Here is a 25311-nt window from a genome sequence, read left to right on the forward strand (position 1 = left end):
GGGCATTTGGATCTCTAATTGATCTTGTGTTCGGGCGCGTTGAGGTCGATCCTCGCAATTCCAGCGGGCCATTTTCCGGCGAGGAAAATAGGCAGGCAGGAGGAGAGCGACATGGATGGGACTATCCACGGCACCAGAGCCATCGCGATCGTCGGACCCGCCGGCACAGGCAAGACGAGCCTCGCCGAGGCCATGCTGTTCGCGGCGGGGGCCAGCGCCCGGCTGGGCGCGGTCGATGGCGGCAGCAGCGTGGGCGACGCCAGCCCGGAAGCGCGCGCGCGATGTGGTTCGACCGAACTGAACCTGATGCGCTTCGAATGGATGAAGGAAGGCTATGCGCTGATCGACGCGCCCGGGTCGGTGGGTTTCGCGGCGGACGCGGAGATGGCGCTGGCGGTGGCCGATCTGGCGCTGGTGGTGATCGATCCCGATCCGGCGCGTGCGCCGCTGGTCGAACCGACATTGCGACGCCTGGAAGCGCTCCGCCTCCCGCACGCACTGTTCGTCAACAAGATCGATCAGGCGCGCGGCAGCATCGAGGATCTGCTTGCGGCGCTCCAGCCGCTGAGCGCCACGGCGCTTGTGGCACGGCAAATCCCGATCCGGGCCGGCGAGCGCGTAGCCGGCTTTGTCGATCTCGCGCTGGAGCGCGCCTATCATTATCAGCCGGGCCGCCGCTCGGAACGGGTGCCGTTGGCCGCCCATCTCCGGAGCGACGAGACCGATGCGCGCTTCCACATGCTCGAACAGCTGGCAGATCATGACGATATACTGCTCGAGCAATTGCTGAACGACGAGAAGCCAAGCTTCGACACAATCTTTGGCGATCTCGCCCGTGAGACCGCGGCGGGGCAGATCGTACCGATCCTGTTTGGCTCGGCGCTCAACGGGTTCGGCATCCGCCGTCTCCTCAAAATGCTGCGCCATGATACACCCCCCGCCGCGCTGACGGCGGATCGGCTTGCTATCGACGGTGCCGCGGCGCAGGTGTTCAAGGTCACGCATGGCAGCGCGGTGGGCCGGCTGGCGCTCGCGCGTGTCTTCGGTGCGCCGCTTGCCGAGGGGGCCGAACTGTTAGGCGCCGATGGGAACCCGATGCGTATCGGGTCCTTGTTCGCACTGCAGGGAGCGGCGACCACGAAGATCGCTCGCGCCGAACCGGGCGACATCGTCGGCATCGCCAAGGTGGATGTCGTCCAGGCGGGCGACCGGCTCGGCGCAGCCGGTCACCCGCATGCTGTCGTGGACGCGGTGCAGCGGCCGGCAAGCAATTATGCGCTGGCCATCGCGGTCACCGACCATAAGGACGAGGTGCGGTTGTCGACAGCGCTCAATCGACTGGTCGAGGAGGACCCCGGCCTGCTCTGGAAGCTCGACGAGGCGACGCAGGAGACGCTGCTCCACGGGCTCAATGACGAGCATCTGGCCGTCGTCCAGGCACGGCTGAAACGGCGTTACGGCGTTGCCATATCGGTGCGTCCGCCCGCGATCGCCTACAAGGAAACGATCCGCAAGACCGTGACAAAGCATGGCCGCCACAAGAAGCAATCCGGCGGGCACGGCCAGTTCGGCGACGTCATCATCGAACTCCGCCCGCGCGGGCGTGGCGACGGCTTTCAGTTCGAGGACCGGATCACCGGGGGCGCGATCCCCCGGCAATGGATTCCGGCGGTCGAGCAGGGCGTGCGCGATGCGATGGCGCGCGGGCCATTCGGCTTTCCGGTCGTCGATGTCGCGGTTGCGCTGGTCGATGGCTCCTTTCACAGCGTCGACAGCTCGGAACTGGCCTTTCGCACGGCCGGCCGGATCGCCATGGCAGAAGCCCTGGCGGCGGCGACGCCCTATCTGCTCGAGCCGCTCGCGCACGTGACGATCCGGGCGCCGGGCAGCGCCGTTTCACGGATCACCTCCGCGGCGACCAGCCGACGCGGCCAGGTGCTGGGAATAACGCCGCTCGAAGGCTGGTCTCGCTGGGACGTGATCGAGTTGCTGCTGCCCGAGGCTGAACTTCCGGGACTAGAGCCCGAACTGCGATCACTGAGCCAGGGCATGGCGCATTACGAGGCGCGCTTCGACCATCTCGCGGAACTCAGCGAGAAGCTCGCCAGCGCGCTGATCCGCCGCACGCCCGAGCCCGCCTGACCCGAAATGGCCGGGCCCGCGCCGCAAGCGCGTCGCCATCTTGCCGTCATCTGCGAAATAGCGTAGCGGGCCCGTCGTCGATCCCGGCGTGTTTCTGAAACTGGAAAGGAGAAAATCATGCGAGCAGCATCCGTCCGCAACGCAACAATTTTCGAATTCCAGACTATTCAGGAACAAATTGCATGGGCAATTTCCTTTCGGGCGAGCCTGCTCGCCTGACCCGGTCGCGCGGTCCGGGTGCCGCTGACCACTTCATATTCCATTTTCAGACCACCCGTTTCCGACGGGCCTTCCTCTATTCCGGGGAGACTCTTCATGCGGTCTGACATGTTCAAAATCATCGTCGAGCGGCCGCGCTGGGGCGCGAGCCATGCGCCGCCCGTCAAACTGAAAAGGAGCCGCGATCCGGATCGCAAATTTATCGGCCTGAAACGGCACGCAAAATGCGAAGCCGCCTATACCAAGTCGCTCAACGAGAATCTGCAACCGCTCGTCCGCTTCTTGCGAAGCAAGCGCGGATGCCGCTGGGACGATGTGTTCAGCGAGATTTGCGCGCAACTCGACACCGGCAGCACGGTGAAGATGCACGTCAGGCTCCATCTGGAGGATCTTGTCGCAACGCGGATTTCCCTCGGCCGGCGGGGCGAATGGATGTTCGAGGGCGAAGTGCTGGGCCGACCCCGCCGCTGGTCCCGCCGCCGCGCGTTCTTCGTCGATCCGCGCGACGGCATCCTCAAGGACTGGTCGGAATTACCACATTTTGTGTCCAACGTCAATTATACCGTTGAAATATATGACATTTACCCGAAATAAGTTGCTTGAAATATAGGCCAGCAATCACCCAGCAATCACCATTTCTCTGAGCATTAAGAGCCTCGTGTCATGGGGCAAAGTGTACTAGCCGATACCAGCCGCTGCTGCAGTTCATCGAGCAGCCAACGCCCGGCGGTGCCAAGGAGCCTATCGCGGCGGTGCGCCGCATAGATTTGCAAACCGTCCTGCGGCGTCGGATCGTCTTCGACGTCGAGCCAGACGAGCCGCCCCTCGGCAATCGCGTCGGCGACCAGATGTTCGGGCATGCGCCCCCAGCCAAAGCCGGCGAGCAGGAAATCGAGCCGGCGCGCGAGATCGACGAAACGCCACAGCCGGGCGCTCGCTAGCCCGTAATTCGGCCCGCCCGGCTCGACCGGATCCGACAGGACCAGTTGGACGTGCGGCGCTAGATCGTCGCGCGTGGCGGGGCGTCCCAGTCGGGCCAGCGGGTGTCCGGGCGCGCAGACCGCGCGCAGACGGATGCGCAGCAGCGGGAAGGCGGCGATATCCTCGGGAACGGCGGGGAGCAGCAGGCATATGGCGAGCGCGGCCGAACCGCTCCGCAGACGGCGCAGCGCTCCGCCAAGGCCCTCGGTCGAGAAACTCACGGGCAAATCGGGAAAGGCGCTGCCCAGCGCGCGCAGGCTGTCGATCAGCGGCGCGGTCGGAACCAGCGGATCGATCGCGAGCGCCAGCTCGGGCTCGAGACCGGCGCGGGTGTTGGCGGCGACCGCCTCGAAACGGGCCGCGCTCGCGAGGACCAGCCGCGCTTGCGCAACTAGCACTTCGCCGATGTCGGTGAGCCTCGGTCGATGGCTGCTGCGATCGAACAGGCTGACGCCCTGCGCACCCTCGAGCGAAGCGACGATCTGGCTGATTGCGGACTGGGCGCGGCCAAGCGCGCGCCCGGCGGCCGAGAAGCTGCCGGTATCGGCGATCGTCACCAGCACGCGCAATTGGTCGAGGCTTAACCTGCTGATCATGGTCCATCAATTTTCATGATGAAGTTGATCATTATTTCATCACTTCTGCAAGGGGGTGGCGCTGCATACATCCGCACAGAACGGAGAATTTTCATGCCCAAGCTTCTTGTCGTAGAAACCAGCCCGCGTGGCGACGCCTCGGTCTCGCGGAATATGACTTCGCAGTTCGTTTCGCATTGGCGGGCGGCGCACCCGGATGGCAGCGTCACGGTCCGCGACCTCGCGGAAACCATGCTGCCACACGTCACCGCGCCATGGCTCCACGCCTATTTCACCCCAAGCGAACAGCATTCGGCGGAGATGGCACAAGCGATTCGTCAGTCGGATGAGCTCGTCGCCGAACTGCTTGCGGCCGATCACATCGTAATCGCGACGCCGGTCTATAATTACAACGTGCCCGCCGCGCTCAAGGCATGGATCGACCATATCGTGCGCAAGGGGCTGACGCTGGGCTTCGACGGCGCCGGGCTGGTCACCGACAAGTCCGCTACCGTGCTGATTGCCTCGGGTGGCGTCTATGGGGAGGATTCGCCGATCCGCGACCGCGATATCGCGACCCAATATCTTCGCCTCATCCTCGGCGTGATCGGGATCACCGACGTGACGATCGTCTCCGGCGGCGGCGCGAAGGTGGTCGATATGGGGGGCGAGACGATGCCGGACTTCATTGGCGGGTTGGAAGCCGAGATAGCTCGCGCCGCCAACGCTTGAGGCGGCGGGGCACCGGGCGGGGCGCGAATGACCGCCATCCCCTGCAGGCGCCAGCGCCTGCCAGTCGGAATGGGTCCTGACCCCGAAAGCTGAGCGCCGGTTTTGCTGTCGCTCGGTAACGGACAGATCCGTTCGCAAGCGAATGATGCTCAGAATGGTCCCCCGGGGAGAGCCCACTGGCTCCCCCGGGAGATATTCCAATTCGTCATTGACAAGTTTCTAATCAGGATCACTATGTCCCATTCGGGTCAATCTGGACCCATCCGGTGGCGCCCCTCGTTGAAAAATGGGGTGAGGGCGTGTCGAGAGGGGAATAAGTGATGCATTTCGTTCGGAGGCTCATGCTGATGGCTGGGCTTATTGCCGCATTGCCGCTGGCGGCTCAGGGGCCCGTCCCGGCGCCCGTAGCAAAGAACGATGAAGCAGTTGCCGCATCTCGGGCGAAACTTGCTCCCGCGCCGATCATGCTCGACGCAAATGATCTCGAGGCCTGGCTGGACGGCTACCTGCCTTACGCGCTCGAGCGGGCCCGCATTCCAGGTGCGGTTGTCGTTGTCGTTCGCGGTGACCGGGTGCTGCTTGAAAAAGGATATGGTTTTTCGGACGTCGCCAAGCGCAAACCAGTTCTCCCGGATGCGACAATTTTCCGTCCCGGATCCGTGTCAAAGCTCTTCACCTGGACGGCAGTAATGCAGCAGGTCGAGGCGGGCCGGATCGACCTTGACAAGGATGTGAACGCGTATCTCGATTTCACTATTCCGCCCTTTGACGGCAAGCCGGTGACGATGCGTCACATCATGACGCATACGGCGGGGTTCGAGGAATCCGTGCGTCATCTGATCGCCAACGATCCCAAGAAACTCTTGCCACTAGGGACCTATGTAAAAGACTTCACGCCACAGCGCGTTTACGCCCCGGGCACGACGCCGGCCTATTCGAACTATGCGACCGCGCTTGCGGGCTACATCGTCCAGCGCGTCAGCGGTGAGGGCTTCTACGATTATATCGACAATCACATTTTCAAGCCGTTGAGCATGAATCACTCTACTTTTCGTCAGCCTCTTCCCGCCAAATTCGTGCCGATGATGTCGAAGGGTTATCCCGACATTACGCAACAGCCTGGAGCATTTGAATACACCTTCGCGCCTGCCGGCAGCCTGTCCGCGACGGGGACGGATATGGGCAAGTTCATGATGGCGCATCTCAATGACGGCGCAGGCCTGCTGAAGCCTGAAACGGCAAAAATGATGCACGATTATTCGGCCCCGGGAATAGGCCCGCTCAACACGATGGCGCTTGGCTTCTATGAGCAGTGGATCAATGGTCGCCGCGCGATCGCGCACGGCGGAGACACGCAATGGTTTCACTCCGATTTGGTGCTGTTCCCCGACGATGATATCGGGGTCTACATATCAATGAACAGCCCGGGCAATGCGGGCGATTCCAGCGCCATCCGAAGCGCACTCGTTTTGAAATTTGCTGACCGCTATCTGCCTGGTGCTGGCCAACCTCGCCAAATCGACGCAAAGACCGCACGGCAGCATGCGGAGTTGCTGGTCGGTCACTACGTGAACAGCCGCGGTTCCTTCACCAATTTCCTGGGCCTCTTGGACTTATTGGGCCAGGCGAAGATCACGCTTACCGAAGATGGCAAGATCGCCTTTCCAGCGCTTGACGGCGCCGGTGCGGGGGCCCGCGACTGGGTAGAGATCGAGCCCTTCGTTTGGCGCGACGCAAACAGCGGCGAACGTCTGGCTGCGGAGGTGAAAGACGGCAAGATTGTTCGCTTCAGTCTCGATCCTGTCTCGCCGTTTATGATATTCCTCCCCGCGCCTGCAGCAACCAATGGTGCGTGGCTTAATCCGGCCCTGATCACCGCATTGGGCGTCACTTTGCTGGCTGCTATGGGCTGGCCGGTGCGCGCGATCATTCGGCGCCGCTTCGGGGCAAAGCTCGCGATGGAAGGCAAGGCGCTTAGCGCCTTTCGTCTTTCGCGCATTTTCTCGTGGCTGGTTTTGGTCGCAGTTGCCGGCTGGATCGGACTGATCGTTTCATTCAGTGCCGACATTGGACGCCTTGGCGGGCCGCTCGACTGGCTTATTCAACTGCTCCGCGTCCTGACGCCGCTGGCTGCTGCGGGCTTGCTGGCGACAGCGGGCTGGAATCTCTTGCTGAGTATCAAGGATAAGCGCCGGTGGACTGTGAAGCTCGGCGCGACTTTGCTGCTCCTTGCCGGGTTCATATTTGTCTGGGTGACGCTCGCTTTCCACCTCTATGGCTTCAACATGGTCTACTGATGCCCAGGGGCGATGGGGTCAGTCGTTTTCCCGCGATCGGTCGGTCGAGCCGCTTTCCGGTAAGCAGCCCTGCTATTTTTCGCGGCCTGTCTTCATCGAGGCCGCACCGCTTGTGGGGACGCTGACCGAAGGCAAGATCATCGCGATCAACGCCGGCACCCCGGAGTTGATCGCGTACGCGGCGACATGTGATGTGCCAGGCCTGGTTTAGGTCAGGGCTTCAAATGCTTCCATGATCCGGTCCCGAATCCGCTTGTCGGGTGCGACTTCCGACATGGCGAACAGGCTTGCCTTGGCGCCCTCAACATCGCGGGATTCCAACTGCAGACGCGCCAGATCTTGCCAGGCCTCGAGGCGCTCCGGCGCAAATTTGGTGATCCGCTGATAAATTGTCAGGGCCCGCTGACGATCTTTTTCCTGCTCTGCGCGGATCCCCTGATTGTTCAGCAGCCGGGCCAGCACATCGCGATTGCTCATCCGCATGGCGCTGAGTGCGGCGGCGTCGCCTTCCTGGCCAAGACTTGCACGGCACACCGCCGCAATTTGTCCCTGTGAAAGCACCGGGCCTCCGGCAAACGGATCGATCACCACCGGATTTTTCTCGCCCAGCTGGACGAGCACCTTGCCCGGAAGATTGAGCACATAGGCGCTCCAGCCCGCCCGGCGGGCCATTGCGACATAAAGGATCGCCAGTGCAATCGGCAGGCCGCGCTTCCGGTCCAGGACCCGGATGAAGTCCGCATTGACGGGCGCATCATAACTTTCATCGTCGCCGACGAACCCCAGTTCGCCGTGCAGCACGCGCGAGAGCGCCGCGGCCCGCTCTTCCGGAAGGAACGCACTTCGGCCTTCGGCGCACACCCGGTCCTCAATATCTTCGAGCATTTCGAGATAATGGGCGATGTCCGCATTTTCATGATCGAGCTGGCTGAGAGCGAGCGATGCCAGGTCGAGGAGAATATCTTCATCTTCGATAAGGCCGATGGCTGCGAAATCCATGATCATGTCTCCTCTTCGACCAAACCAAACCGCTCCGCCAGCACGGGCCAGCTTTCGCGAATGTCCTGGCGATAGGCTTCATTTTCGCTCGGCGCTTGTAGATGCGGATTGGTGAGCCACGCGCACTGCTGCGGGCTGAGAAAGTCCGCGAGAGGTGCGCGATACGGTATAGCCAGGTTGATCCGCGTGCGCTGGGCCGGCGTCAGCGGCAGATGGCGGGCCGCATTTTTGCGCAGATAGAATTGCGGTTCACCGTCAAGCGCGAAACCGCCACTTTCGATCGCGCTAAATCCTTCCTCATGGGCATAAGCATCCAGGTCGGAACGCGCCGCCGCGCGTGGGTCGAAATGGACTTGCACCACTTCCTCGCCGTCGATCCAGCCGGCGTCGGTTGTGATGACCGCCGGATGTTGCGCGAGGCTCGTTTCGCCCGACCAGAAGCACGGCGTCGTGTAGATCGCCGATTTGCTGACGCCATTTTCGATCAGGAGGTCGCGCCCCAACAAGCGGAAGTAGCCGGGCACGTCGTCACCGAGCAATTCGAGCACGGCGACGATCTTTTGGTGCAGAGCCGGCGCGTCGTAGCGATCGGCGAGCTTGGGCAGCAACTCGGCGCCATCGGGCTGCAGAAACCGCACCACGGGGTTATTCCACGATGTCTCGTCGTAACGGCGCAGGATCTCGGCGTCCGCCCCCGGACGGTTGTTGAAGATGGCCACGGGCACGAACCGATCTGCAATCAGGTCCACCATCAAGGGATGTGTCAGGACATCCTGCCCGAAACGCACGCACGTCGAGCAGCCCGGCACCTCCTGGAAGAGCAGCAGAACAGGTTTGTTCCGCTCGGCCGCGATCGCGAGACCGGCGTCCAGATCGCGCAGCCAAGCGACGTCGCCGAGCTCGCGATGCTCGCGCAAGGATATCAGATTTTGTTGCATGGCTGTAATTTAGTGCGGGCGGTTCGCAATGCAATGCGAGCGGGGGCGGTCGCGGCGTGATTCCGGGCCGGATCGATCCGGCCAGCCCGGGGTATCCTTCGGCATTTCACATAGCGCTCGGGCGCTGGCCTTAGAGGAAAAGGGGCGCCCGTCCCTGTTGCCGATGTCGATCGAGCCAACGAAACACAGATTTCACTGTACACCACCCGTAAGCTACCGTCCGTAGTCGTTGAGACCCAAGAGGTCCTGCATTGCTGCTCGGCCTGGCGTTCAAATTTGCACCTGCTTTGCCCGCCGAGACGGGGCACGCAACGGCGCGCCGAGCTGGCGGAGGCCGATGGTCTGATAGAGCTTGAGAGTGAGAGGTCTTTTGAAAGCCCGTGACGGGCCAAGGCTTGGAGAGAGGCTCCAGGCGCTCGTCGCGGAGACTTGTCATGACTCATCCCATCCAAGCGGCGCCCGCCGATCACGCGCCGGGCTACAAGGTTGATATTTCGCGCGGTCAGCGCATCGGACGCGTGTCATCCGAATGGTTCTCGCGCCCGGAGGACGAGCGCTATCTTTCCTTGAACGAACTGTTTGAGGCTGTCCGGGCGCGCGCCGAGGCCGCAACTGCTCTCACAATCGAGACGCGCGCAATCCGTGTCGAGGCCGCCTGGGACAATCCCGAAAGGCTCACTCTCCTGCTTCCCGACCGGGAAGCGCCCTTGGCGCCGACCCATTGGTCCTTCGGCCAGCTCTGCAGCCTCGTGGGCACACCTTCGGGCTATTTGCGCCAGCTGCCTGCGGCCCTGGCGGGGATCAACATGCAGCACGGGTTGCTCGCACATCGTGGCGAGCTGGTGAAGACCCTTGAAACAGGCGACGGCCGCACCGAACTGCGTGCCGTCACCGGCCCGGACTATGGGCGTATCTGGGACCATGAGCTGGTGTCGGCGGTCATGAAGATTGCCGGAAACGGAACGGGCGACACGCGCTGGAAAGTACCGGGCACGCTCGACTGGTCAACGATGCGGCACAATCCGTTCATCGAGGTCACAAAGGACACGACAACGCTCTACGCGAGTGACCGCGACGTGTTTCTGTTTCTCGTCGACGATGCAAATCCGATCGAGGCGGGGCGCCTGCCCAATGGCGACCCCGATCTCTTTTTCCGGGGATTTTACTGCTGGAACAGCGAGGTCGGGTCGAAGACCCTCGGCATGGCGACCTTCTATCTGCGCGCCGTGTGCATGAACCGGAATATCTGGGGCGCGGAAGGTTTTGAGGAAATCAGCATTCGTCACAGCAAATTTGCCGCCGGACGTTTCGCACAAGAGGCGGCGCCCGCTCTGGCTCGGTTCGCGTCCTCGTCGCCAGGCTCGTTCCTGAACGGCATCAAGGCCGCGCGGGCTGCGATCGTCGCGCGCGATGACGACGAACGGCAGGGCTTCCTGCGCAAGCGTGGATTCTCGAAAGGCGAGACCGACAAGATCATCGCCACCGTCCTTCAGGAAGAAGGGCATCCGCCAACGTCGATCTTCGACTTCGTGCAAGGCATCAATGCTGTGGCACGCGATCGGCCGCATCAGGATGCGCGCCTCGAGCTTGAAGGAAAGGGAGCAAAACTACTCGCGTCAGTGCGCTGATCCGGCGTCGCGTCTTCGGCCGGCGTGGTCCGCTTCCCTAGAGGAAGAGGCCTGCGCCGGAGCCATGGCGGGTTGAAAACCGGGAGAGAGTCTCGCGGCGGCCCGTCATGGAGACGAGTCATGACGAAACATGGAAAAATTACGCTCAGCGGTGCGCGGGACATCCCGTTCAGTGCCCTCATGCTGAGCCAGGCCAATGTGCGGCGCGTGAAGGCAGGCGTGTCGATCAACAGCCTCGCGAGCGACATCGAACGGCGCGGCCTGCTCCAGAGCCTGACGGTTCGGGCGCATCGCGACGAGGAGGGCAACGAGACCGGGCGCTATGAAGTCCCTGCAGGCGGCCGCCGGTTCCGGGCGCTGCAGCAGCTTGTCAAGCAACGTCGCATGGCCAAGACCGAACCGGTCCCCTGCATCGTCCGCGATGATGAGGTGGTGTCGGCTGAGGAGGATTCGCTGGCCGAGAATGTCCATCGCGAGCCGTTGCACCCTCTCGACCAGTTCCGTGCGATGCAGAAGCTCGTCGAGCAGGGCAGCGATATCGAGACGGTGGCGGCGACCTTCATGGTCACCCCGGCGGTCGTGAAGCAGCGCCTCAAGCTCGCGGACGTTTCGCCGAAGCTGCACGACATCTACGCCGAGGATGGCATGACCCTCGATCAACTGATGGCTTTCTCGGTCGCGAGCGATCATGCGCGCCAGGAACAGGTCTGGGACATGCTCCAAACGAGCTACAACCAGCAGCCCTGGTTCATCCGCGCCCGGCTCACCGAGGACAAGGTGCGCGCATCGGACAAGCGGGTGCGTTTCGTGACGCTCGACGCTTATATCGCAGCGGGCGGCCATGTGCTTCGCGATCTCTTCGAATCCGATGATGGCGGCTGGCTCGAAGATGTCGCGCTGCTCGATCGGCTGCAAACCGAGAAACTCGAGACCGAGGTCGCCGCGATAGCCGCGGAGGGATGGAAGTGGGTCGAGGCCGCCGTTGACTTCCCTTACGGTCACACTTTCAGTCTCCGCCCACTCGATGGGGAGGAGTCTGCTTCCAGCGAGGAAGACGAGGCGCGGCTCGAAGCGCTTCGGGAAGAAGCCGACCGGCTCGAAGACCAATGGGCCGGCGAGGACGAAATCCCCGATGAAGTCGCCGCCCGTATCCAGGCGATCGACGAAGAGATCGCGCCGCTTGTATCGAGGCCGCTCATCTATGATGACGGCGAGGTCGCCATTGCTGGCGTTTTCGTGAGCATCGATGTGGACGGGTCGCTTCATATCGAACGCGGCTTCGTTCGGCCCGAGGATGAGCCTGTCGAGGTGGCGGAGGATGCCGACGCCGAGGCGGACGAGGGCGCGAGCGGCGAGGATCGGATCGGCGAGATCGCGGCGAACGACAACGTTGTTTCGGCCGAGGAACGCCCCGATGAGGAGGATCCCGACGACCTCCTTCGTCCGCTGTCGGACAGTCTCGTTACGGATCTGACGGCCCACCGCACGCTCGCTCTTCGCGATGCCGTGGCCTCGAGCCCCATGGTCGCTTTCGCCGCCATCTTGCACGCGCTGGTTCTCGAGACCTTTTACACCTGCGCGACGTCGGGGAGCTGCCTCGGCATCGCAATGCGCGCCAACCGGCTGATCGGCTACGGGACGGGCCTCAACGATACGGTGTCGGCGAAGTCTATTCACGCGCGGCATGAAAGCTGGGCGGCGCGGCTACCCGACGACTCGGGCGACCTCTGGGCGGCACTGGCGACCTTCGATGCCGACGAGCAGGCTGCGATCTTCGCGCATTGCGTGTCGTTCGGCATCGACGCGGTGTGGGAGCCCGCTACCCGCTACAATGAAGGCCGGGTCTCCGCGCGTGCGGTCGCCAACCGCATCGAACATTCGCATATCCTCGCGCGGGCGGCGAAACTCGACATGGTGGCGGCCGGCTGGGCGGCGACTGTCGCCAATTATCTCGGGCGGGTGACCAAACCGCAAATCCTCGCAGCGGTCGAAGAAGCCTGCGGTGCGGACGTTGCGGGCCGTCTCGGCGGCATGAAGAAGCCCGAGATGGCAAGCGCTGCCGAGGAGCTGCTGCAAGGCAAGGGCTGGCTTGCGAAGCCGCTCCGCACGCCGGAGCCCGTCACCACTGGTGATCTGGAGCCGGCGAATGACGACGAGGCGGGGGATGTCGACGATCAGGACGGTGATGCCGTCGACGTCGTGGCCGCCGAATAGATCGCGCTACTGATAAGCTCTCGGGAAGTTCGGTCTCGTGCCGGACTTCCCTTTTTTCTGCCCCGGCCTTGAATTTACAGGTCTCGCGACGAACATCTGATGCTCGTTACCGGCAGGGGCTGCTGGGACGGCCCGCTGATTGGCGCTCCAGCGAGCGTCGCCGCGCGGGCCGCGATGCAAAGGAGCCCCGCATGTCCCGTTCCACCGCCGATATTGCTCGCCGTCTTGCCGAAAACGCCGAAGCCGTCTGTCGTCGCTACCTCGGCAACGGCCGGCGCGAAGGCCATTATTGGATGGTCGGCAATATTCACAACGAGCGTGGGCGCAGCCTCTATGTGCGGCTCGCCTCCCATCACGATGGAGCCCTGTCGGCCGGCAAATGGACCGATGCCCAGAGCGGTGAACATGGCGACCTCCTCGACATCATCGCGGCGAGCTGCAGCCACGCCAGTTTTCGCGAAACGATCGACGAGGCGCGATGCTTTCTGAGCCTGCCGTTGGAGCCGCCTGCTGCGCGCAACCCCGCGCCGCGGAAACATCCTGCTGGAACGCCGCAAGCCGCCCAACGCCTCTGGGCCGGGTCCAAACCTCTCGCTGGCAGTCTCGGCCAAATCTATTTCCAGGGGCGGCGCATCCTGAAAGCAGCGCAGACCGACGCGCTTCGATTTCACCCGAACTGCTATTACCGCGCCTCCGATGACGATGCCGCAGATTGCCGACCCGTATGGCCTGCGGTCATAGCGGCTGTCACCGATGACACCGGCGCGATCACCGCTGTCCATCGCACCTGGCTCGATCCTTCGGGCGGTAAGGCACCTGTCGCTTTTCCGCGCCGCGCTATGGGCAATCTGCTCGGTCATGGCGTGCGGTTCGGACGGGCGGGTCCGGTGATGGTCTTTGGCGAAGGGCTCGAAACATTGCTCTCCGTTCGCGAGATTCTCGCCTCGATACCGATGATCGCGGGCCTGTCTGCAGCGCATCTCGCGGCGATCGCATTTCCGGACGGACTGAGGCGCCTCTACGTTGCGCGTGATGACGATGACGCTGGCAGGCTCGCCTTTGAGACGCTTGCCGATCGCGCGAGCGGCGCAGACATTGAGCTACTTCCCCTTGATCCTCTACTTGGCGACTTCAACGCCGATCTGACCACATTTGGTCCTGACCGGGTCCGGACCGCAATCATGAGCCAGCTCTGCCAAACCGACCGCCTCTGATATTTCTGAGGGTCTTTGCCGCCGGAAGGGATTGGGCAGCGGATGCGCGGCACCGGCAATGCCTGCGCGAAGCGGCTGCACCCCGGCCTTCGTAGAGGGCGACTGCGGCAGGCGGCACGGGCACCGCAATGGCAACCGGGCGGCTATTTTCCGCCGGGACCCCTGGTCCCTTTGCATCGCGAAGCAAAATAGCTTTCGGCTGCCATCCTCCGCTGCCGCTACGGCCCCGGCGCTCGCGCGCCGTGGTGCGGGCCCGATCCGCCTGCCGCTCTTGCCGCCGTGAAGGCCGCGAGAGCGCGGCGCTACGAGGAGACATCAGATGACCGATGCAAACGATAGCTTTGTCAAACACCCGGTCGCGACGGGGCCGACCTATCTGCTTCTTCAGGAAGTGCAGCTCTTTGGATATCGTCCGTTCGACGATGAGCCCGATCCTCGCCCATTGCCTGATGCGCGACTTGCCGCCGGTGCGATCGCTGACATGTTCGATGCGCTTGCCGGATGCCTCCAAGATACCCGCATCGAGCCCGATCTCGACGATCTCCTTTGGAACCTCGTCAATATCTTCCAGCGCGCTGGCGGTCATGCCGATCGGAAGCTCGACGACAATGAGCAGGTTCAGCGCCGATTGCAGCGCGAGCAGGACGGAAGCGAAATTCGCTCGGTAGAGCTGGAGCGAGCGATCCGCGAAGGCATCTCGCTGATCGAGCGGCGCGACGCGATGGAATTTTTCCGCGAGGCCGCCGCCGACCAGTATCGCACGTTGACACGGAAGGCCTGGGTGCCGCGCACGGGCTCGCGTGCCAATCAGAAGGCCCTGACGGCCGCGCTGATCGATAGCCGCGACTTTCTCGACGCCCGCCTTCGGCAGAAAGCTGCATCACTTTTGCCCGAGGGCACGCGCATCGCTTTCACTGGCGGTGCGGATGCGGATCACAGCGCGGTCTGGGACAGTCTCGACCGGGCGCGAAATCGACATCCCGACATGATCCTGCTGCACGGCGCGACGCCGACAGGCGCCGAGCGGGCAGCGGCATGCTGGGCCGAAAGCCGGGGCGTGGTTCAGGTTGCCTTTCGGCCGGACTGGAACCGCCACGGAAAGGCGGCGCCGTTCAAGCGGAACGACCGAATGCTCGAAGCGCTGCCGGTCGGGGTGATCATCTTTTCCGGAACGGGTATTCAGGACAATTTCGCCGACAAGGCGCGCAAGATGGGAATTCCGGTGTGGGATTTTCGTCGGAACAAGTGATACGCAATTCATATTCGTGCTCGAAGAAATTCGGTCATTCACGTCCGCAATGGGCGGGCATGGGTGACTAAAGCAAGGTGGGGATGCATGGCTAAGAGGCAGGAATTTGGTAAGGAAAAGCGACATATCATTGCGGCGCGAGCCGGATATCGCTGCAGCTATCCCGACTGCGATAAGCTTACAGTCGGTCCTGGAACGGCGTCAGAAACGTTTGAAGACAATGGTTATGCCGCTCATATCTATGCCGCCGTCCCAAAGGGGCCCCGCGGGCAGGGAAAGCTAAATCCGGTCCAACTTTCTGCAGTGAGCAACGGAATTTGGATGTGCGGCGATCATTCATCTTTGATCGACAAGAAGAGCGGCATTCGGTTTCCCGCGAATATGCTTCTAGGCTGGAAAGCGCTGCATGAATACCGGACCTCGTTTGAGCAAAGCGGCTTCAAAGCAGCTTACGGCTTTGTTCGGGAGTTGACCATCGACAACTCGGCGCTCTTTACCCCGGGATCCGAGATCGTTTTCGCCAAGACCACATTTCTGATTGGGCCGAACGGAAGCGGCAAGACTGCGATATGTGAATGGCTAACTGCTCTCGACACATCAAGGAATATGTGGCGCTGGATCACTCATAATATTCTGAATTATCGCGTCTCATTTGATGCGCCGCTCATGCAAACTCTCCAGGTGGAGGCTGGTTCCGGCGCGCTTTCGCTATCGCTCGATAACATGGCGGTACATCGAAATCATGCTCGGGTTTCCGTTATTTATGTTCGAGATAGGGGGGGGCGGGCGTTGCCCGATGACCTTGCGAGGCTGGCACATCTATTTGGAATGGACCAAATTGAACTCAAAGCGCTAGCTGCAATGGTAAGTAGCGATTTTGTTGCGGCTTTGAGTTTCAAACGCTCCCTTGGCACAAGCGGAACGCCCACGGATGACTTGATCTGCACCTTTCCCGATGGACAGGTCGAATCTTTCAGCCAGCTTTCCGGTGGGCAGCAAGGAATGATCGTTTTGGAACTCGGGATCGAGCAAGCGCGCATCGCATCGCAGTTCGGACCGACAATGCTTCTGGTCGAGCTAAAGAATCTCGGGATCGATTGGGGGAATTTCGCCACGTATCTCGACTATTTTGCTAGCCGGCAATGCATATTCCAGACCGTAGTCACTTCGTGGGAGCTGCCATCGGATGTAGAAATGCTAGGTTGGCAAATTTACCGTCTAGTCGGGCCCACGGGTACAGTCCTTGGCACGATCGTTGAGAGTGCACGCGGCGCATAGTTTTGAGACTGGAGTAAAGAAAGCCTCAATCTGGTTCTTTCTCTCGAATATAGTAGGAATATATGAGGTTAGCCTCCAATTTCAGATTCTCCCAAGATCGCCTGGACCAGCGGCGGTCACGCCGTCGGCAGCCGGCCTTGTAAGAGGGCGGGTCTTGCCGGCCCTTACGAGGGGCACGCGGATCGGCTGGTTCGGAAACGGCGGTCGGCGCGCCATGGTTCGTAATGCCGACGATCGATGCCGCCCACGCCTTCGAGCTCGAGTTCGCGCGTGTAAAGACCGGAGCCAATCTTGCCGATCTGCTCCGTGAAGCCTGCGCCGCGATGGGCTGCGCCTGGTTTGCACTCAGTCATCACTTGGATTTTCTCGCGGCGCCTGAGAAGGGCGTACGCGTTCATAACTATCCGGAGGATTGGGCCTACTGGTTCGACCAGAACCGTCTGGGGCCGTCGGATCCGGTGCACCGGGCGAGCCAGCGCAGCAGGGCCGGCTTTCTGTGGCACGATATGCGCCGTTACGACACGCCGCGCCCCGGCGACGAGATCGTCCTTGCCGAAGCCCAGCGCCATGGCATCGGCGACGGGCTGACGGTGCCGGCTCATATCCCGGGCGATGCCCATGGCTCGGTGTCCTTCGCGTGGCGACCAGGCAGCGCAGCTGATCCGGATGCGCTTCAATTTGCCCGTATGATCGGCGGGGCCGCTTTCGAAGCGGCGGACCGAATCGCCAATCCCGACCGCATGCGCGTTGCACCACGCCTGACGGAACGGCAGCGCGAATGTCTCATCTGGGCGGCAAAGGGAAATCCGATCTGGCGGATCGGACGCCATCTCGAACTCTCTCCCGACACCGTTCGGGAGCATCTGCGCAACGCCCGGCAGCGCTACGGCGCCAATGGCGGCATCATGCTCACGGTACGCGCCCTTTATGATGGCGATATTAGCTTCGTCGATATCGCTCGGCGCTAAGAAAATACGTCGCACCCCCCTATCATGCTATGGTGCGGCTGAAAAAAGCGGTTCAATTGGATCGCCTCTTTGAAAGGAGGCATCCATGTTGCTTATCATCGACCATCAGAACCGAACGCGCGAGCATCAAGCGCTCCGCTCCATGTTCGAAGCACGCAAGCGCGTTTTCATCGATCTTCTGAAATGGGATTTGCCCGCTCTCGCCGGACGGTTTGAGCTTGATCATTTCGACGATGTCGATGCGACCTACCTGATCGGGACCGACGAGACCGGCAATCATCTCGCCTCGGCCCGGCTGCTGCTGACAACCCGGCCCGCCCTCCTCGACAGTCTCTTTCCGGGGCTTGTCGCGGGTGACATTCCCCAAGGGCCCGATGTGCTGGAGATTACGCGCTTCTGCCTGTCCCCCGGAATTGGGGCGCGCCGGCGGAGGATCGCTCGCGACGCCTTGCTGGTGGGGCTCGCCGACTTCGCTCTGGCGAATGGAATTCGGACCTACACCGGCGTCGCCGAGCTCGCCTGGTTCCGCCAGATCCAGACATTCGGATGGGACTGCCGACCGCTCGGCGAGGCGGTCCTGCATCGCGGGCAGGCGCTCCTGGCGCTGCGCATCGATATCGACAGTTCGACAGTCGCGAAACTCGCGGCGGCGGGGATCGTCAGCCATGCTGCCGCGGCATCGTCCGCGTGCGCCGCGTGAGGGGGTTGGGATGATTATCAACCCAGCGCTCGACACTGCTGCGCCCGCGTCACCCGCGGCCCGCAAGCTGATGGACGAAGGCTTTGCCATTTTGAAGAATGCGGTTCCTGTCTCGCTGATAGACCGCGTCGCCAAAGATCTTGGCCCACGATACGCCGCAACGCCCTTTTGTGAGGGCGGCTTTTATGGCGAGCGCACCAAGCGATTTGGACGCCTTCTTCTTCGTTCGCCATATATGGCCGACCTGGTCATGACCCCGGCGATCCTCGATCTTGCCGAACATGCGCTCGGCAACTGGTGCGACCGGATCCAGCTTAATCTTTCCCAGGCGATCGAGCTTCACCCCGGCGCGCTTCCGCAGTTTCCGCACCGCGACCAAGATATGTGGCAGGGTGCGCTCGGCGACGTCGAATATCTGATCAACGTGATGTGGCCGCTCACGCCTTTCACCGCGGAGAATGGCGCGACGATCATTTGGCCCCGGAGCCATGGCGTCGAGGCGCTGGTCGAGGAGGTAAAGGAAGCGCCGATAATCGCGGAAGCCGATCCGGGCGATGCGATCGTCTTTCTCGGATCGACGTTGCACGGCGCGGGCAGCAATCGCAGCACGGACGTCAGGCGTGGGATCATCATCAGCTACTGCCTCGGCTGGCTGAAGCCCTACGAGAACCAGTGGCTCGCCTATCCGCCCGAGGTAGCAAAGGACTTCCCGCCCGATCTCGCTGCACTCGCCGGCTATGCTCAGCACCGGCCCAATCTCGGGAACTTCGAAGGACAATGCCCCTCTGTCCTGTTCGGGGGATATCCGGCCGAGCCTCTGGCTGCGATCGATGCGCTTCGTCCCGATCAGGACGCGCTGCTTGCGGACTATGTGGCGGCCCAACAAGAGGGTGGCGAGGAGCTTGCGGCATGAACGCGGGCTCGACAATGGAGCGGGTCTATCTCGACCTGAAGGCGAGGATTGTCGGCGGCGCCTATCCACCGGGCACGCGCCTTGACCCGTTCCATCTTGCGAAGCGGCTCGCGGCAAGTCCAACGCCCGTGCGCGAAGCGCTCCACCGCCTGTCGGGTGAGCGTATTGTCGATAGCTGGCACCAGGAGGGCTTTCGCCAGCCGATCTTCGCCGAGTCCGATCTTTGCGATCTTTATCGTTGGTCCGGCGCCCTTCTCGGGCTCGCGCTTCGCGATCCAGCACTTCAACAGTCCCAGACCGTGGCAATGCTTCCGTCCATGGACGTCGAGGACTATCCGGCGCGAGTCGCGCGCCTTTACCGAGCCGTCGCTCTCCTCAATGGCAATCGCGAGATTCGCTTCGCAATCGCCAATATGATTGATCGAAGCGAGTTTTTTCGCGCGACCGAGGTGCGAACTGACCCCGTTGCCAGTGAGGAACTCGCCTCGATGGAGACGGCTTTTCTGCAAGAACGCTGGGTCGATCTTCGCAGGAAAAGCGCGGCTTTTCACCGCAGACGCGTGGCTCGAGCTGGACGGGTTGTCGCCGAGCTTCGGCCCCGATCGCAAACAATCGAATGATATTCTTCGGATCGGGAAAGCACATAAACTCTATTTTTCCCAGAGGAGTAGCTTCTTCCATGCCGCAATTCCGCGGCTTTTCGAAAAGGATACGATCATGGATCGTGAAACCAACGACCTCGTCGAACTCGGCAGCGTCAGCGCCGACACCGCCGGTCCGGTGCGCTTCGGCATCGAACTCGGTGGCAAGGAAGAAGACCTCGGCCTTCGCCAGGACTGACATGGGCGCCGGGAGCCGGCGCATCCGGCTTCCGGCACTCACCGATCGACCCCGTTCAGGTTGGGAAGCAGCAATGGACGTCGAAACGACCGACCAAGACGAATTCGGCCGTGTCACCGAAGGCATGCCCGGCGACCATGGCCTCCCCATGGAAATGGGCGGGCGAGAAGACTGGGCCGGCCTTTCGGCCGAATAGCCCTTTTGCCAGGAGCCGGACTCTGAGCCCGGCTCCCTTTCGTTGGGAGCAGGACCGCATGGTTTGGCGAATTGCACCCGGAACCGGCTATTGCGAGGTGGGCGGCGAGCTTGTCTTCCTCGACCTTGCGCGCGACAAATATCTCGCGCTCCGTGGCGAGGACCGCGCTGCCTTCGAACGGCTCCGCAACGGTGAGCCAAATGACAGCGAGGCCATGTCGCGACTTGTTCAAACAGGGTTTGTGGCGCGCGCAGATGCACGACCTTGCCTCGATCCAGCCTCGATCGAGATTCCGACACAAGATATCTCTGCCCTGGATGACCGACAGTTTACCCTCCGGATGGCTCTCGCGTCAGCGACGGCGCTGCGCTGGGCCGGTCGGGCGATGCGACCCGGATGCATCGCCGCCACCGTTGAAGGCCTGCGCGTTGCAAAGGCGCAGATTGGCGTGCCCGGCGCCGACACACCTGCCGCGGCGATCGCGTTGCAGTACGCGGCGTGCCGTTGGGCCATTCCGGTCACGCCGCGCTGTCTCATCGATGCGCTAGCGCTCGACCGCATCCTTTTGTCGCGCGGCCTCGTCGCGAGCATGGTCTTCGGCGTTCAACTCGATCCCTTCCGCGCGCACTGCTGGCTGCAGACGCCGGAGCGCGTCCTGACGGGGAGGGGCGGGGCATTTGGCGGTAGTTCGCCGTCCTCGCGCATCAATGACCATGCGGCACCGCGGTAGAGCAGCCGTCCAAGGATACCGTCGACGGTTGCGATCGACAGAAACGCGGTCAGTTCGTCAATCGTCTCCAAGGTCTTCCGCCCCCTGGTACATGTCTGCGATGAAGTCTTGGTGGTCTGCGACGTGGATGTTCACCACATAGTGGTCCCGATCGCTGCCCGTAGCCTCCAGATCGTTTTTTAGCGATGCGTGCGGGCCGTTGCCCGACACGGTGAAGAGCATGTGGTCGATACGGTTGGCACGAAGGGTTTTTAGCCCCACTTCATCACGAAGGCTGCGACCCAACGCGTTGTCGTCCGGATCGACGCTCTCGAGCAGGCGGTTGGCGACGAACAACAAGGAGTCTGGCGTGCAGCGTCGGTTGTCGCGATTGAGCACCTTCCGAGCGCTCGTGACCGTAGATTTTCCGAGTACTTTATTGCTCTTGGCTTCGCCTTTCAGAAGCCAAAGCTTCTCATTTTTTCCACCATATCCAGCGCCAATGAAGTCGTCGCCGCGCATGGCCATGTTGCGGCCGTCCTTGTAGCGAAGTCGGCGCACAGGCACACGCAGGCCGATTCCCTCCTCCACTAGCTCAGTTGCGAGAATCTCGCCGAGGTCGCCCGATCGTCCCTTGGCTGTTTGGGGCATCGCCTCACGGAGGATCTCCGCGGCTACCTTGTATCCAAGCCGGTCTACGTCCTCGGCGATGCGTTCTAGTCTATCGTAATGCGAACGGATGGTTTCGGCTAAGTCGTTTCGGATATCGGCGCGGCCGCCATCCTTTTCGACAAAGGTCCAGTAGTGCTTGCGCTCGTTCTTTTCTTTGGTGGAATCGCACCATCGGTCGTACAGCGCCATCTTCCCCCCTTTGACTTGCTTGATTTAATTTGGCTTTGATTTTGCTCTTCGCAGAATTAGCGCGGTGCGTCGATAGAGTGTTGTCTTCGGAAACCAACGCCCCTCGATTACGGGTTCCGGCCTCAAGTTGCCTTGATCCCATCGAATACTAATTGTCAGTAGGGGCCACCAGGAGGGCGCACATGCGAGCAGTCAATATCATCAGATCGAGGCGAAGCTGCAATGACCCCTGGTGTTGATAGCTGTTCGCTCATTCCCTTGTTCGTCGAAGCTTATTTCGGCGATCAGCGGCTCGGCGTCGGAACGGCTTTCCCGTGGCTCCTTCCTGATACGAGCCTTGCACTTATAACCAACTGGCATGTCGCTGCGGGGCGAAATCATGAAACCGATGCATGTTTGCATCCGATGGCGGGCATCCCTGATCATTTGCGCGTTCATGTGCCTAAGAACGAGCGTAGCGATCCAGCACATATTGTGTCCGTCACGACTTTGGACGCTGAGGGCCGCCCCCTGTGGACCGAGCATCCGACGCTAGGAAGAGCGGTCGATGTTGTGGCGTTGCCGTTTGTTCCGCCTCTCGATCTCAGTCTCATGCCGCTGAACGCGATGCCGATGGTCCCTCTTAAGCAACGCGTCGGTATGCCGGTGTTCATACTTGGATTTCCATTTGGTCGGACGGGAATGGGAATGCCCGTTTGGAAACAGGCAACATTTGCGAGCGAGCCGTGCCTCGCTCCGCATCTGGACCAGCCCTATCTGATCGTCGATTCAGCGTCGCGACCGGGGATGTCCGGTTCGCCCGTGATCCAGCGCGCGCATGGAAACATCGAACTTGAAGACGGTCGCACCGGCACGGTTGGCAATGGTGACGGAGCATTCAATTTCGTTGGCATTTATTCTGGTCGATTCCAGACCGAAGACGCCAACGACGCGCAGTTGGGCCGTGTGTGGCCTCGCGCTCTACTCGACGAAATACTGGCGTTTCACGTCGCCACTAAAGTCGGAAACTTAGGTCGAACTCATGAAGCCGGATGATGCGGCGATCGCCCAAGCGGCCGCCGAATTTCGGTCTGCGCTGGACGCTATTGACGATCGGCACTGGCGAGCAGTCTACATTAATCGGTTCCCCCGCGGCGCGTGCGGCCATTGTTCCGAACTCTTGGCGCTTTTCCTTCTTGATCGCTTCGGGATCACTGCGGACTATGTCTCTCGCGAATTCTATTCCGACGCGGGTGAACGCGAGACTAGCCATGCATGGCTCGAATGGAACGGTCTCATCATCGATATCTCGGGCGACCAATTTGGATGGCCGACGGTGATCGTAACCCGCGATCACAGCCGATATGATCGCAGTATTGATGAGCAGCGCCACCCGTTCAAGATGGATCCTTCATGGTGGTCGCAGCAGTGTTCGGGAATCTGGGCCGCGGTTCAGCCCTTTTTGTCGGGCGGGAACCTGAAATAGGCATTTGGCGAAGTCGCGCCTCGATAGCCCGCGGCTTTTTGTCAGGCGGGTCCGCCGCTCAGAAAATCGGGGGTTTGCGCTCCGTCATAAGCCGGCGTCTCGAGCGCCGAAGGCAACACATCGTTCAATAGGCCTCGTCGCAGACGGTCGTAGGTGGCGATCGATATCTTTGGACTTAGGTCCTGGAATCCTGCCCTTACCCTTCGCTGTGCTTCACTCTCGAAGCGGGAATCCCCGATTACGATCGTGACGCCGTCGGGCTGCTTTATGCGCTCATTCCCGACATTCACGCGGACATTCTCGATGTAGTTCGCGAAATGGCTCATGTACTCGCCGCACTGAGCCAGCGCTTTATGAGCTTCCGTGCTGAGGCCGTCGCCGCGCTTGTTCGAAAACTGAACGTCTGGTCGTTTTAGCTCGATAATCTGCCAGCTATATCCAAGCGAGTTTTGCATGGCTGCGATAAAGTCGGGAATGAGGCCGGGCAGACCGTTCACCTGATTGGTCCGGATCCATCGCTTCGAATATGCCCATGTCCCGTGATGGCCAGTCGTTTTGAATGCATATTGCAACAGATAGGGATGCGCTTCGATCAGCTTTTGCATCGTCTCTTCCGACCCTAGCGCCAACGCCGCGTCGAATTCTCCGGCGAGCTTCGCGCTGAAATCCCGTCTCGAACCGTACAGTGCGTCCGGAAAATGCTCCGCAAGTTCCTTATGAAACCGCGCCTGATTTTCCGGTTTGGATATCTCGAATAGAGTGGGCATGTCTTCGCTCCCGTTGAGCACAAAGTCTAACAGCGACTAGGGCGCTTGGAAGCCCCTACTGAGCGCGGCATCTAGTGGGCGCACTCTGACCTCGACAGGCTCGGCCAGGGGTCGCGCTGATGGCGGGCCGCGCGGCGCACTCGGCTCGCTTTCCTTGCGAGGCGGCTGCTAGGCCCAGGCCCGCATCGCACGCCGCCCCGCCGCGGGCTCGCCGAGAGCGCGTCACTCTCTTGCCGTCATCGGTTGATGACGGGGAAGGCCGTGCGGAAACTCGGTGTACCTTTGGCGGCGCCGATTAGCGCAAGCTGCGGAATGTGACCGACCAGCGAGGCATTTCCATAGCTGCGATGCTATGCTCCCAGTCGTTCCGCACCTCGCCGGCCATATGATAGATCGACCGTGGCAGCAGGTCTGCGGTCGCGCGGTCGAATGCTGTGCCGTTGCGCCGACGGAAGCGCATCGTCGCCGGCGCGCCGAGCGACAAGCCGATGACATGCTCGAATACCGGGCGATCTTTGTGCCAGCCGATGCCTGCGCCGACGCCATACTGAATGAGCAGCGCCTGTTCTAGCTGATCGGGTTCGATGCCGGCGAAGCGCGCCGCAAGAGCGCGGATCGGCGCGAGCCAGGCGGGCATCGCCTCGCCGGGGGCGAAGCGGCCGGTCTGGAAATCATAGGTCCAGCCGAACGAGCGCGTCAGCCTTTTCCCTTCCCATTGCTGGAACTGGAAGGGCGTGAGCTCGGCCGTCTCGATACGCGTAATCAAATCCCTCTCCACGGCGGGCGTGATGACATCGTCGCGATAGGAGAGGCCGGGAAGTAGGGATGGGCCGAAGAGGTCTGGCTGGGGCGCGGGCCGCAGCGCCCGCGCGGCGGAGCTGCGCGTCACAGCGCGAGCGAGGCTTGCGCCAGCAGCGGTTCGACGAACAAGGTGTGCCGCAGCGGCTCTGCGAACAATTCTTCATTCGGTAGCGTGCCGTCGAGCCAGTGCATCACATTGCGCCGCTCGATGATGACACCGTGGCGCGACTGATAGGGAATGACGTCGGCACCCGCCGGAATCGTGAGGATGCGGTAGGACAGCGGCCAGTCGGCGAGCGGCGGGTCCCAGACCGCCCCGAGATAGAAGAAATTGCCGCTGTCGAGCGTGACCCGGTAACGATGATCGCCCGTGCCCATGCGAAACTCCGATGCCGGGATCAGGCAGCGGCGGTTCGGGAAGGCTCGGCCTTCGGTGCGGACGAAACGATAATTGATGCCGTCCGAGAAACGCGGATCGGAACCCCAAGCGGCTTTGACCATTTCGACTTCGCCCATATTGTCCGGATTGCGGCGGACAAGCGCTGTCACGCCGCCGCCGGGAGCATCGGAATCAAAAGGGGTTGGCGCGATGGTCATGGTTGGAACATAATAGGAACGAAGATGA

At 61.8% G+C, this 25311-nt stretch carries 26 protein-coding genes; 19 read left to right on the forward strand and 7 right to left on the reverse strand.

Annotated elements, in window-relative coordinates; all coding sequences use genetic code 11:
- The first annotated feature begins 111 nt into the window (after positions 1–111).
- Together ATE70_RS08820 and ATE70_RS08825 are read left to right on the forward strand one after the other, a co-directional pair.
- Entirely contained in the window at positions 112–2142 is a 2031-nt protein-coding gene (locus ATE70_RS08820) for an elongation factor G (protein WP_058537567.1), read from the forward strand.
- Between the two features lie 237 nt (positions 2143–2379).
- On the forward strand, positions 2380–2955 hold the full coding sequence (locus tag ATE70_RS08825; RefSeq protein ID WP_156419595.1) for a hypothetical protein: 576 nt from the start codon (positions 2380–2382) through the stop codon (positions 2953–2955).
- Between the two features lie 53 nt (positions 2956–3008).
- Here ATE70_RS08825 and ATE70_RS08830 read toward each other — a convergent pair whose 3' ends face one another.
- On the reverse strand, positions 3009–3938 hold the full coding sequence (locus tag ATE70_RS08830; RefSeq protein ID WP_058537569.1) for a LysR family transcriptional regulator: 930 nt from the start codon (positions 3936–3938) through the stop codon (positions 3009–3011).
- A gap of 15 nt (positions 3939–3953) precedes the next feature.
- On the opposite strand from ATE70_RS08830, the gene ATE70_RS08835 reads away from it, so the two are divergent.
- The 3 genes from ATE70_RS08835 to ATE70_RS25140 all read left to right on the forward strand — a co-directional run bounded on the left by ATE70_RS08835 (position 3954) and on the right by ATE70_RS25140 (position 7157).
- Positions 3954–4649, forward strand: coding sequence for an FMN-dependent NADH-azoreductase (locus ATE70_RS08835; RefSeq protein ID WP_231740063.1), 696 nt, complete (start codon positions 3954–3956; stop codon positions 4647–4649).
- A gap of 347 nt (positions 4650–4996) precedes the next feature.
- A complete protein-coding gene (locus ATE70_RS08840) occupies positions 4997–6946 on the forward strand; it encodes a serine hydrolase domain-containing protein (protein WP_231732579.1) in 1950 nt (649 codons plus the stop codon).
- Complete coding sequence (locus tag ATE70_RS25140) at positions 6924–7157, forward strand: hypothetical protein (protein ID WP_156420157.1); 234 nt, start codon at positions 6924–6926, stop codon at positions 7155–7157. The genes ATE70_RS08840 and ATE70_RS25140 overlap by 23 nt, the downstream gene beginning before the upstream one ends.
- Here the strand turns inward: ATE70_RS25140 and ATE70_RS08845 are convergent.
- A complete protein-coding gene (locus tag ATE70_RS08845) occupies positions 7154–7945 on the reverse strand; it encodes a SirB1 family protein (RefSeq protein ID WP_231732889.1) in 792 nt (263 codons plus the stop codon). The two genes, ATE70_RS25140 and ATE70_RS08845, sit on opposite strands and share 4 nt — an antisense overlap.
- A 2-nt stretch (positions 7946–7947) precedes the next feature.
- A complete protein-coding gene (locus ATE70_RS08850; protein WP_058537573.1) occupies positions 7948–8883 on the reverse strand; it encodes a VPGUxxT family thioredoxin-like (seleno)protein, type 2 in 936 nt (311 codons plus the stop codon).
- 434 nt (positions 8884–9317) lie between these two features.
- On the opposite strand from ATE70_RS08850, the gene ATE70_RS08855 reads away from it, so the two are divergent.
- The 12 genes from ATE70_RS08855 to ATE70_RS08900 all read left to right on the forward strand — a co-directional run bounded on the left by ATE70_RS08855 (position 9318) and on the right by ATE70_RS08900 (position 20813).
- Positions 9318–10511, forward strand: coding sequence for a hypothetical protein (locus ATE70_RS08855; protein ID WP_058537574.1), 1194 nt, complete (start codon positions 9318–9320; stop codon positions 10509–10511).
- Between the two features lie 120 nt (positions 10512–10631).
- Entirely contained in the window at positions 10632–12725 is a 2094-nt protein-coding gene (locus ATE70_RS08860; RefSeq protein WP_058537575.1) for a ParB/RepB/Spo0J family partition protein, read from the forward strand.
- A gap of 191 nt (positions 12726–12916) precedes the next feature.
- Positions 12917–13939, forward strand: a complete 1023-nt coding sequence (locus ATE70_RS08865) for a DUF7146 domain-containing protein (protein ID WP_058537576.1) — start codon at positions 12917–12919, stop codon at positions 13937–13939.
- Positions 13940–14258: 319 nt separating this feature from the next.
- Positions 14259–15188, forward strand: a complete 930-nt coding sequence (locus ATE70_RS08870) for a DUF2493 domain-containing protein (RefSeq protein ID WP_058537577.1) — start codon at positions 14259–14261, stop codon at positions 15186–15188.
- 87 nt (positions 15189–15275) lie between these two features.
- Positions 15276–16466 (forward strand): hypothetical protein, encoded by a 1191-nt coding sequence (locus ATE70_RS08875; RefSeq protein WP_156419596.1) that lies wholly within the window; start codon positions 15276–15278, stop codon positions 16464–16466.
- Positions 16467–16690: 224 nt separating this feature from the next.
- A complete protein-coding gene (locus ATE70_RS08880; protein WP_058537579.1) occupies positions 16691–17434 on the forward strand; it encodes a LuxR family transcriptional regulator in 744 nt (247 codons plus the stop codon).
- Between the two features lie 85 nt (positions 17435–17519).
- Entirely contained in the window at positions 17520–18134 is a 615-nt protein-coding gene (locus ATE70_RS08885; RefSeq protein WP_058537580.1) for an acyl-homoserine-lactone synthase, read from the forward strand.
- A 10-nt stretch (positions 18135–18144) separates the two neighbouring features.
- A complete protein-coding gene (locus tag ATE70_RS08890; RefSeq protein ID WP_058537823.1) occupies positions 18145–19047 on the forward strand; it encodes a phytanoyl-CoA dioxygenase family protein in 903 nt (300 codons plus the stop codon).
- Positions 19044–19667: a GntR family transcriptional regulator gene (locus ATE70_RS08895; protein WP_058537581.1), complete on the forward strand. Its 624-nt coding sequence runs from the start codon at positions 19044–19046 to the stop codon at positions 19665–19667. The genes ATE70_RS08890 and ATE70_RS08895 overlap by 4 nt, the downstream gene beginning before the upstream one ends.
- Positions 19668–19764: 97 nt before the next feature.
- Positions 19765–19887 carry a hypothetical protein gene (locus ATE70_RS25650; protein ID WP_269433252.1) on the forward strand — a complete coding sequence of 41 codons (123 nt, stop codon included), beginning with the start codon at positions 19765–19767 and terminating at the stop codon, positions 19885–19887.
- A 73-nt stretch (positions 19888–19960) separates the two neighbouring features.
- Positions 19961–20083, forward strand: coding sequence for a hypothetical protein (locus ATE70_RS25655; RefSeq protein ID WP_269433253.1), 123 nt, complete (start codon positions 19961–19963; stop codon positions 20081–20083).
- Between the two features lie 58 nt (positions 20084–20141).
- Complete coding sequence (locus ATE70_RS08900; protein ID WP_058537582.1) at positions 20142–20813, forward strand: lasso peptide biosynthesis B2 protein; 672 nt, start codon at positions 20142–20144, stop codon at positions 20811–20813.
- Positions 20814–20870: 57 nt separating this feature from the next.
- Here ATE70_RS08900 and ATE70_RS08905 read toward each other — a convergent pair whose 3' ends face one another.
- On the reverse strand, positions 20871–21653 hold the full coding sequence (locus ATE70_RS08905) for a HamA C-terminal domain-containing protein (protein WP_058537583.1): 783 nt from the start codon (positions 21651–21653) through the stop codon (positions 20871–20873).
- A gap of 222 nt (positions 21654–21875) precedes the next feature.
- Between ATE70_RS08905 and ATE70_RS24200 the strand changes: the two genes are divergently transcribed.
- Together ATE70_RS24200 and ATE70_RS08915 are read left to right on the forward strand one after the other, a co-directional pair.
- Positions 21876–22688, forward strand: a complete 813-nt coding sequence (locus tag ATE70_RS24200) for a trypsin-like peptidase domain-containing protein (RefSeq protein WP_082639513.1) — start codon at positions 21876–21878, stop codon at positions 22686–22688.
- Positions 22675–23118 (forward strand): hypothetical protein, encoded by a 444-nt coding sequence (locus ATE70_RS08915; RefSeq protein ID WP_058537585.1) that lies wholly within the window; start codon positions 22675–22677, stop codon positions 23116–23118. Before ATE70_RS24200 ends, ATE70_RS08915 begins: the two co-directional genes overlap by 14 nt.
- A 41-nt stretch (positions 23119–23159) precedes the next feature.
- Here ATE70_RS08915 and ATE70_RS08920 read toward each other — a convergent pair whose 3' ends face one another.
- The 3 genes from ATE70_RS08920 to ATE70_RS08930 all read right to left on the reverse strand — a co-directional run bounded on the left by ATE70_RS08920 (position 23160) and on the right by ATE70_RS08930 (position 25283).
- Positions 23160–23885: a Shedu anti-phage system protein SduA domain-containing protein gene (locus ATE70_RS08920; RefSeq protein ID WP_058537586.1), complete on the reverse strand. Its 726-nt coding sequence runs from the start codon at positions 23883–23885 to the stop codon at positions 23160–23162.
- A gap of 295 nt (positions 23886–24180) precedes the next feature.
- Positions 24181–24774, reverse strand: a complete 594-nt coding sequence (locus ATE70_RS08925) for an alpha-ketoglutarate-dependent dioxygenase AlkB (protein WP_231732890.1) — start codon at positions 24772–24774, stop codon at positions 24181–24183.
- The gene (locus ATE70_RS08930; RefSeq protein WP_156419598.1) at positions 24771–25283 is read right to left on the reverse strand and encodes an SOS response-associated peptidase family protein; all 513 of its coding nucleotides are present in this window, start codon (positions 25281–25283) and stop codon (positions 24771–24773) included. Before ATE70_RS08930 ends, ATE70_RS08925 begins: the two co-directional genes overlap by 4 nt.
- Positions 25284–25311 lie beyond the last annotated feature (28 nt).

This window comes from Sphingopyxis sp. H053 (genome assembly GCF_001468225.1).
In the GTDB taxonomy this organism is placed as follows: Bacteria; Pseudomonadota; Alphaproteobacteria; order Sphingomonadales; family Sphingomonadaceae; genus Sphingopyxis.

Excerpts from the sequence above, each read along its gene's own strand:
- ATE70_RS08875 (WP_156419596.1), top strand. The coding sequence starts at position 15,276 with ATGGCTAAGAGGCAGGAATTTGGTAAGGAAAAGCGACATATCATTGCG.
- ATE70_RS24200 (WP_082639513.1), top strand. The coding sequence starts at position 21,876 with ATGACCCCTGGTGTTGATAGCTGTTCGCTCATTCCCTTGTTCGTCGAA.
- ATE70_RS08915 (WP_058537585.1), top strand. The coding sequence starts at position 22,675 with ATGAAGCCGGATGATGCGGCGATCGCCCAAGCGGCCGCCGAATTTCGG.
- ATE70_RS08885 (WP_058537580.1), top strand. The coding sequence starts at position 17,520 with ATGTTGCTTATCATCGACCATCAGAACCGAACGCGCGAGCATCAAGCG.
- ATE70_RS08865 (WP_058537576.1), top strand. The coding sequence starts at position 12,917 with ATGTCCCGTTCCACCGCCGATATTGCTCGCCGTCTTGCCGAAAACGCC.
- ATE70_RS08840 (WP_231732579.1), top strand. The coding sequence starts at position 4,997 with ATGGCTGGGCTTATTGCCGCATTGCCGCTGGCGGCTCAGGGGCCCGTC.
- ATE70_RS08845 (WP_231732889.1), bottom strand. The coding sequence starts at position 7,945 with ATGGATTTCGCAGCCATCGGCCTTATCGAAGATGAAGATATTCTCCTC.
- ATE70_RS25140 (WP_156420157.1), top strand. The coding sequence starts at position 6,924 with ATGGCTTCAACATGGTCTACTGATGCCCAGGGGCGATGGGGTCAGTCG.
- ATE70_RS08920 (WP_058537586.1), bottom strand. The coding sequence starts at position 23,885 with ATGCCCACTCTATTCGAGATATCCAAACCGGAAAATCAGGCGCGGTTT.
- ATE70_RS08855 (WP_058537574.1), top strand. The coding sequence starts at position 9,318 with ATGACTCATCCCATCCAAGCGGCGCCCGCCGATCACGCGCCGGGCTAC.
- ATE70_RS08900 (WP_058537582.1), top strand. The coding sequence starts at position 20,142 with ATGGTTTGGCGAATTGCACCCGGAACCGGCTATTGCGAGGTGGGCGGC.
- ATE70_RS08870 (WP_058537577.1), top strand. The coding sequence starts at position 14,259 with ATGACCGATGCAAACGATAGCTTTGTCAAACACCCGGTCGCGACGGGG.
- ATE70_RS08880 (WP_058537579.1), top strand. The coding sequence starts at position 16,691 with ATGCCGACGATCGATGCCGCCCACGCCTTCGAGCTCGAGTTCGCGCGT.
- ATE70_RS08860 (WP_058537575.1), top strand. The coding sequence starts at position 10,632 with ATGACGAAACATGGAAAAATTACGCTCAGCGGTGCGCGGGACATCCCG.
- ATE70_RS08905 (WP_058537583.1), bottom strand. The coding sequence starts at position 21,653 with ATGGCGCTGTACGACCGATGGTGCGATTCCACCAAAGAAAAGAACGAG.
- ATE70_RS08895 (WP_058537581.1), top strand. The coding sequence starts at position 19,044 with ATGAACGCGGGCTCGACAATGGAGCGGGTCTATCTCGACCTGAAGGCG.
- ATE70_RS08850 (WP_058537573.1), bottom strand. The coding sequence starts at position 8,883 with ATGCAACAAAATCTGATATCCTTGCGCGAGCATCGCGAGCTCGGCGAC.
- ATE70_RS08930 (WP_156419598.1), bottom strand. The coding sequence starts at position 25,283 with ATGACCATCGCGCCAACCCCTTTTGATTCCGATGCTCCCGGCGGCGGC.
- ATE70_RS08835 (WP_231740063.1), top strand. The coding sequence starts at position 3,954 with ATGATGAAGTTGATCATTATTTCATCACTTCTGCAAGGGGGTGGCGCT.
- ATE70_RS08820 (WP_058537567.1), top strand. The coding sequence starts at position 112 with ATGGATGGGACTATCCACGGCACCAGAGCCATCGCGATCGTCGGACCC.
- ATE70_RS08890 (WP_058537823.1), top strand. The coding sequence starts at position 18,145 with ATGATTATCAACCCAGCGCTCGACACTGCTGCGCCCGCGTCACCCGCG.
- ATE70_RS25650 (WP_269433252.1), top strand. The coding sequence starts at position 19,765 with ATGGATCGTGAAACCAACGACCTCGTCGAACTCGGCAGCGTCAGCGCC.
- ATE70_RS08830 (WP_058537569.1), bottom strand. The coding sequence starts at position 3,938 with ATGATCAGCAGGTTAAGCCTCGACCAATTGCGCGTGCTGGTGACGATC.
- ATE70_RS25655 (WP_269433253.1), top strand. The coding sequence starts at position 19,961 with ATGGACGTCGAAACGACCGACCAAGACGAATTCGGCCGTGTCACCGAA.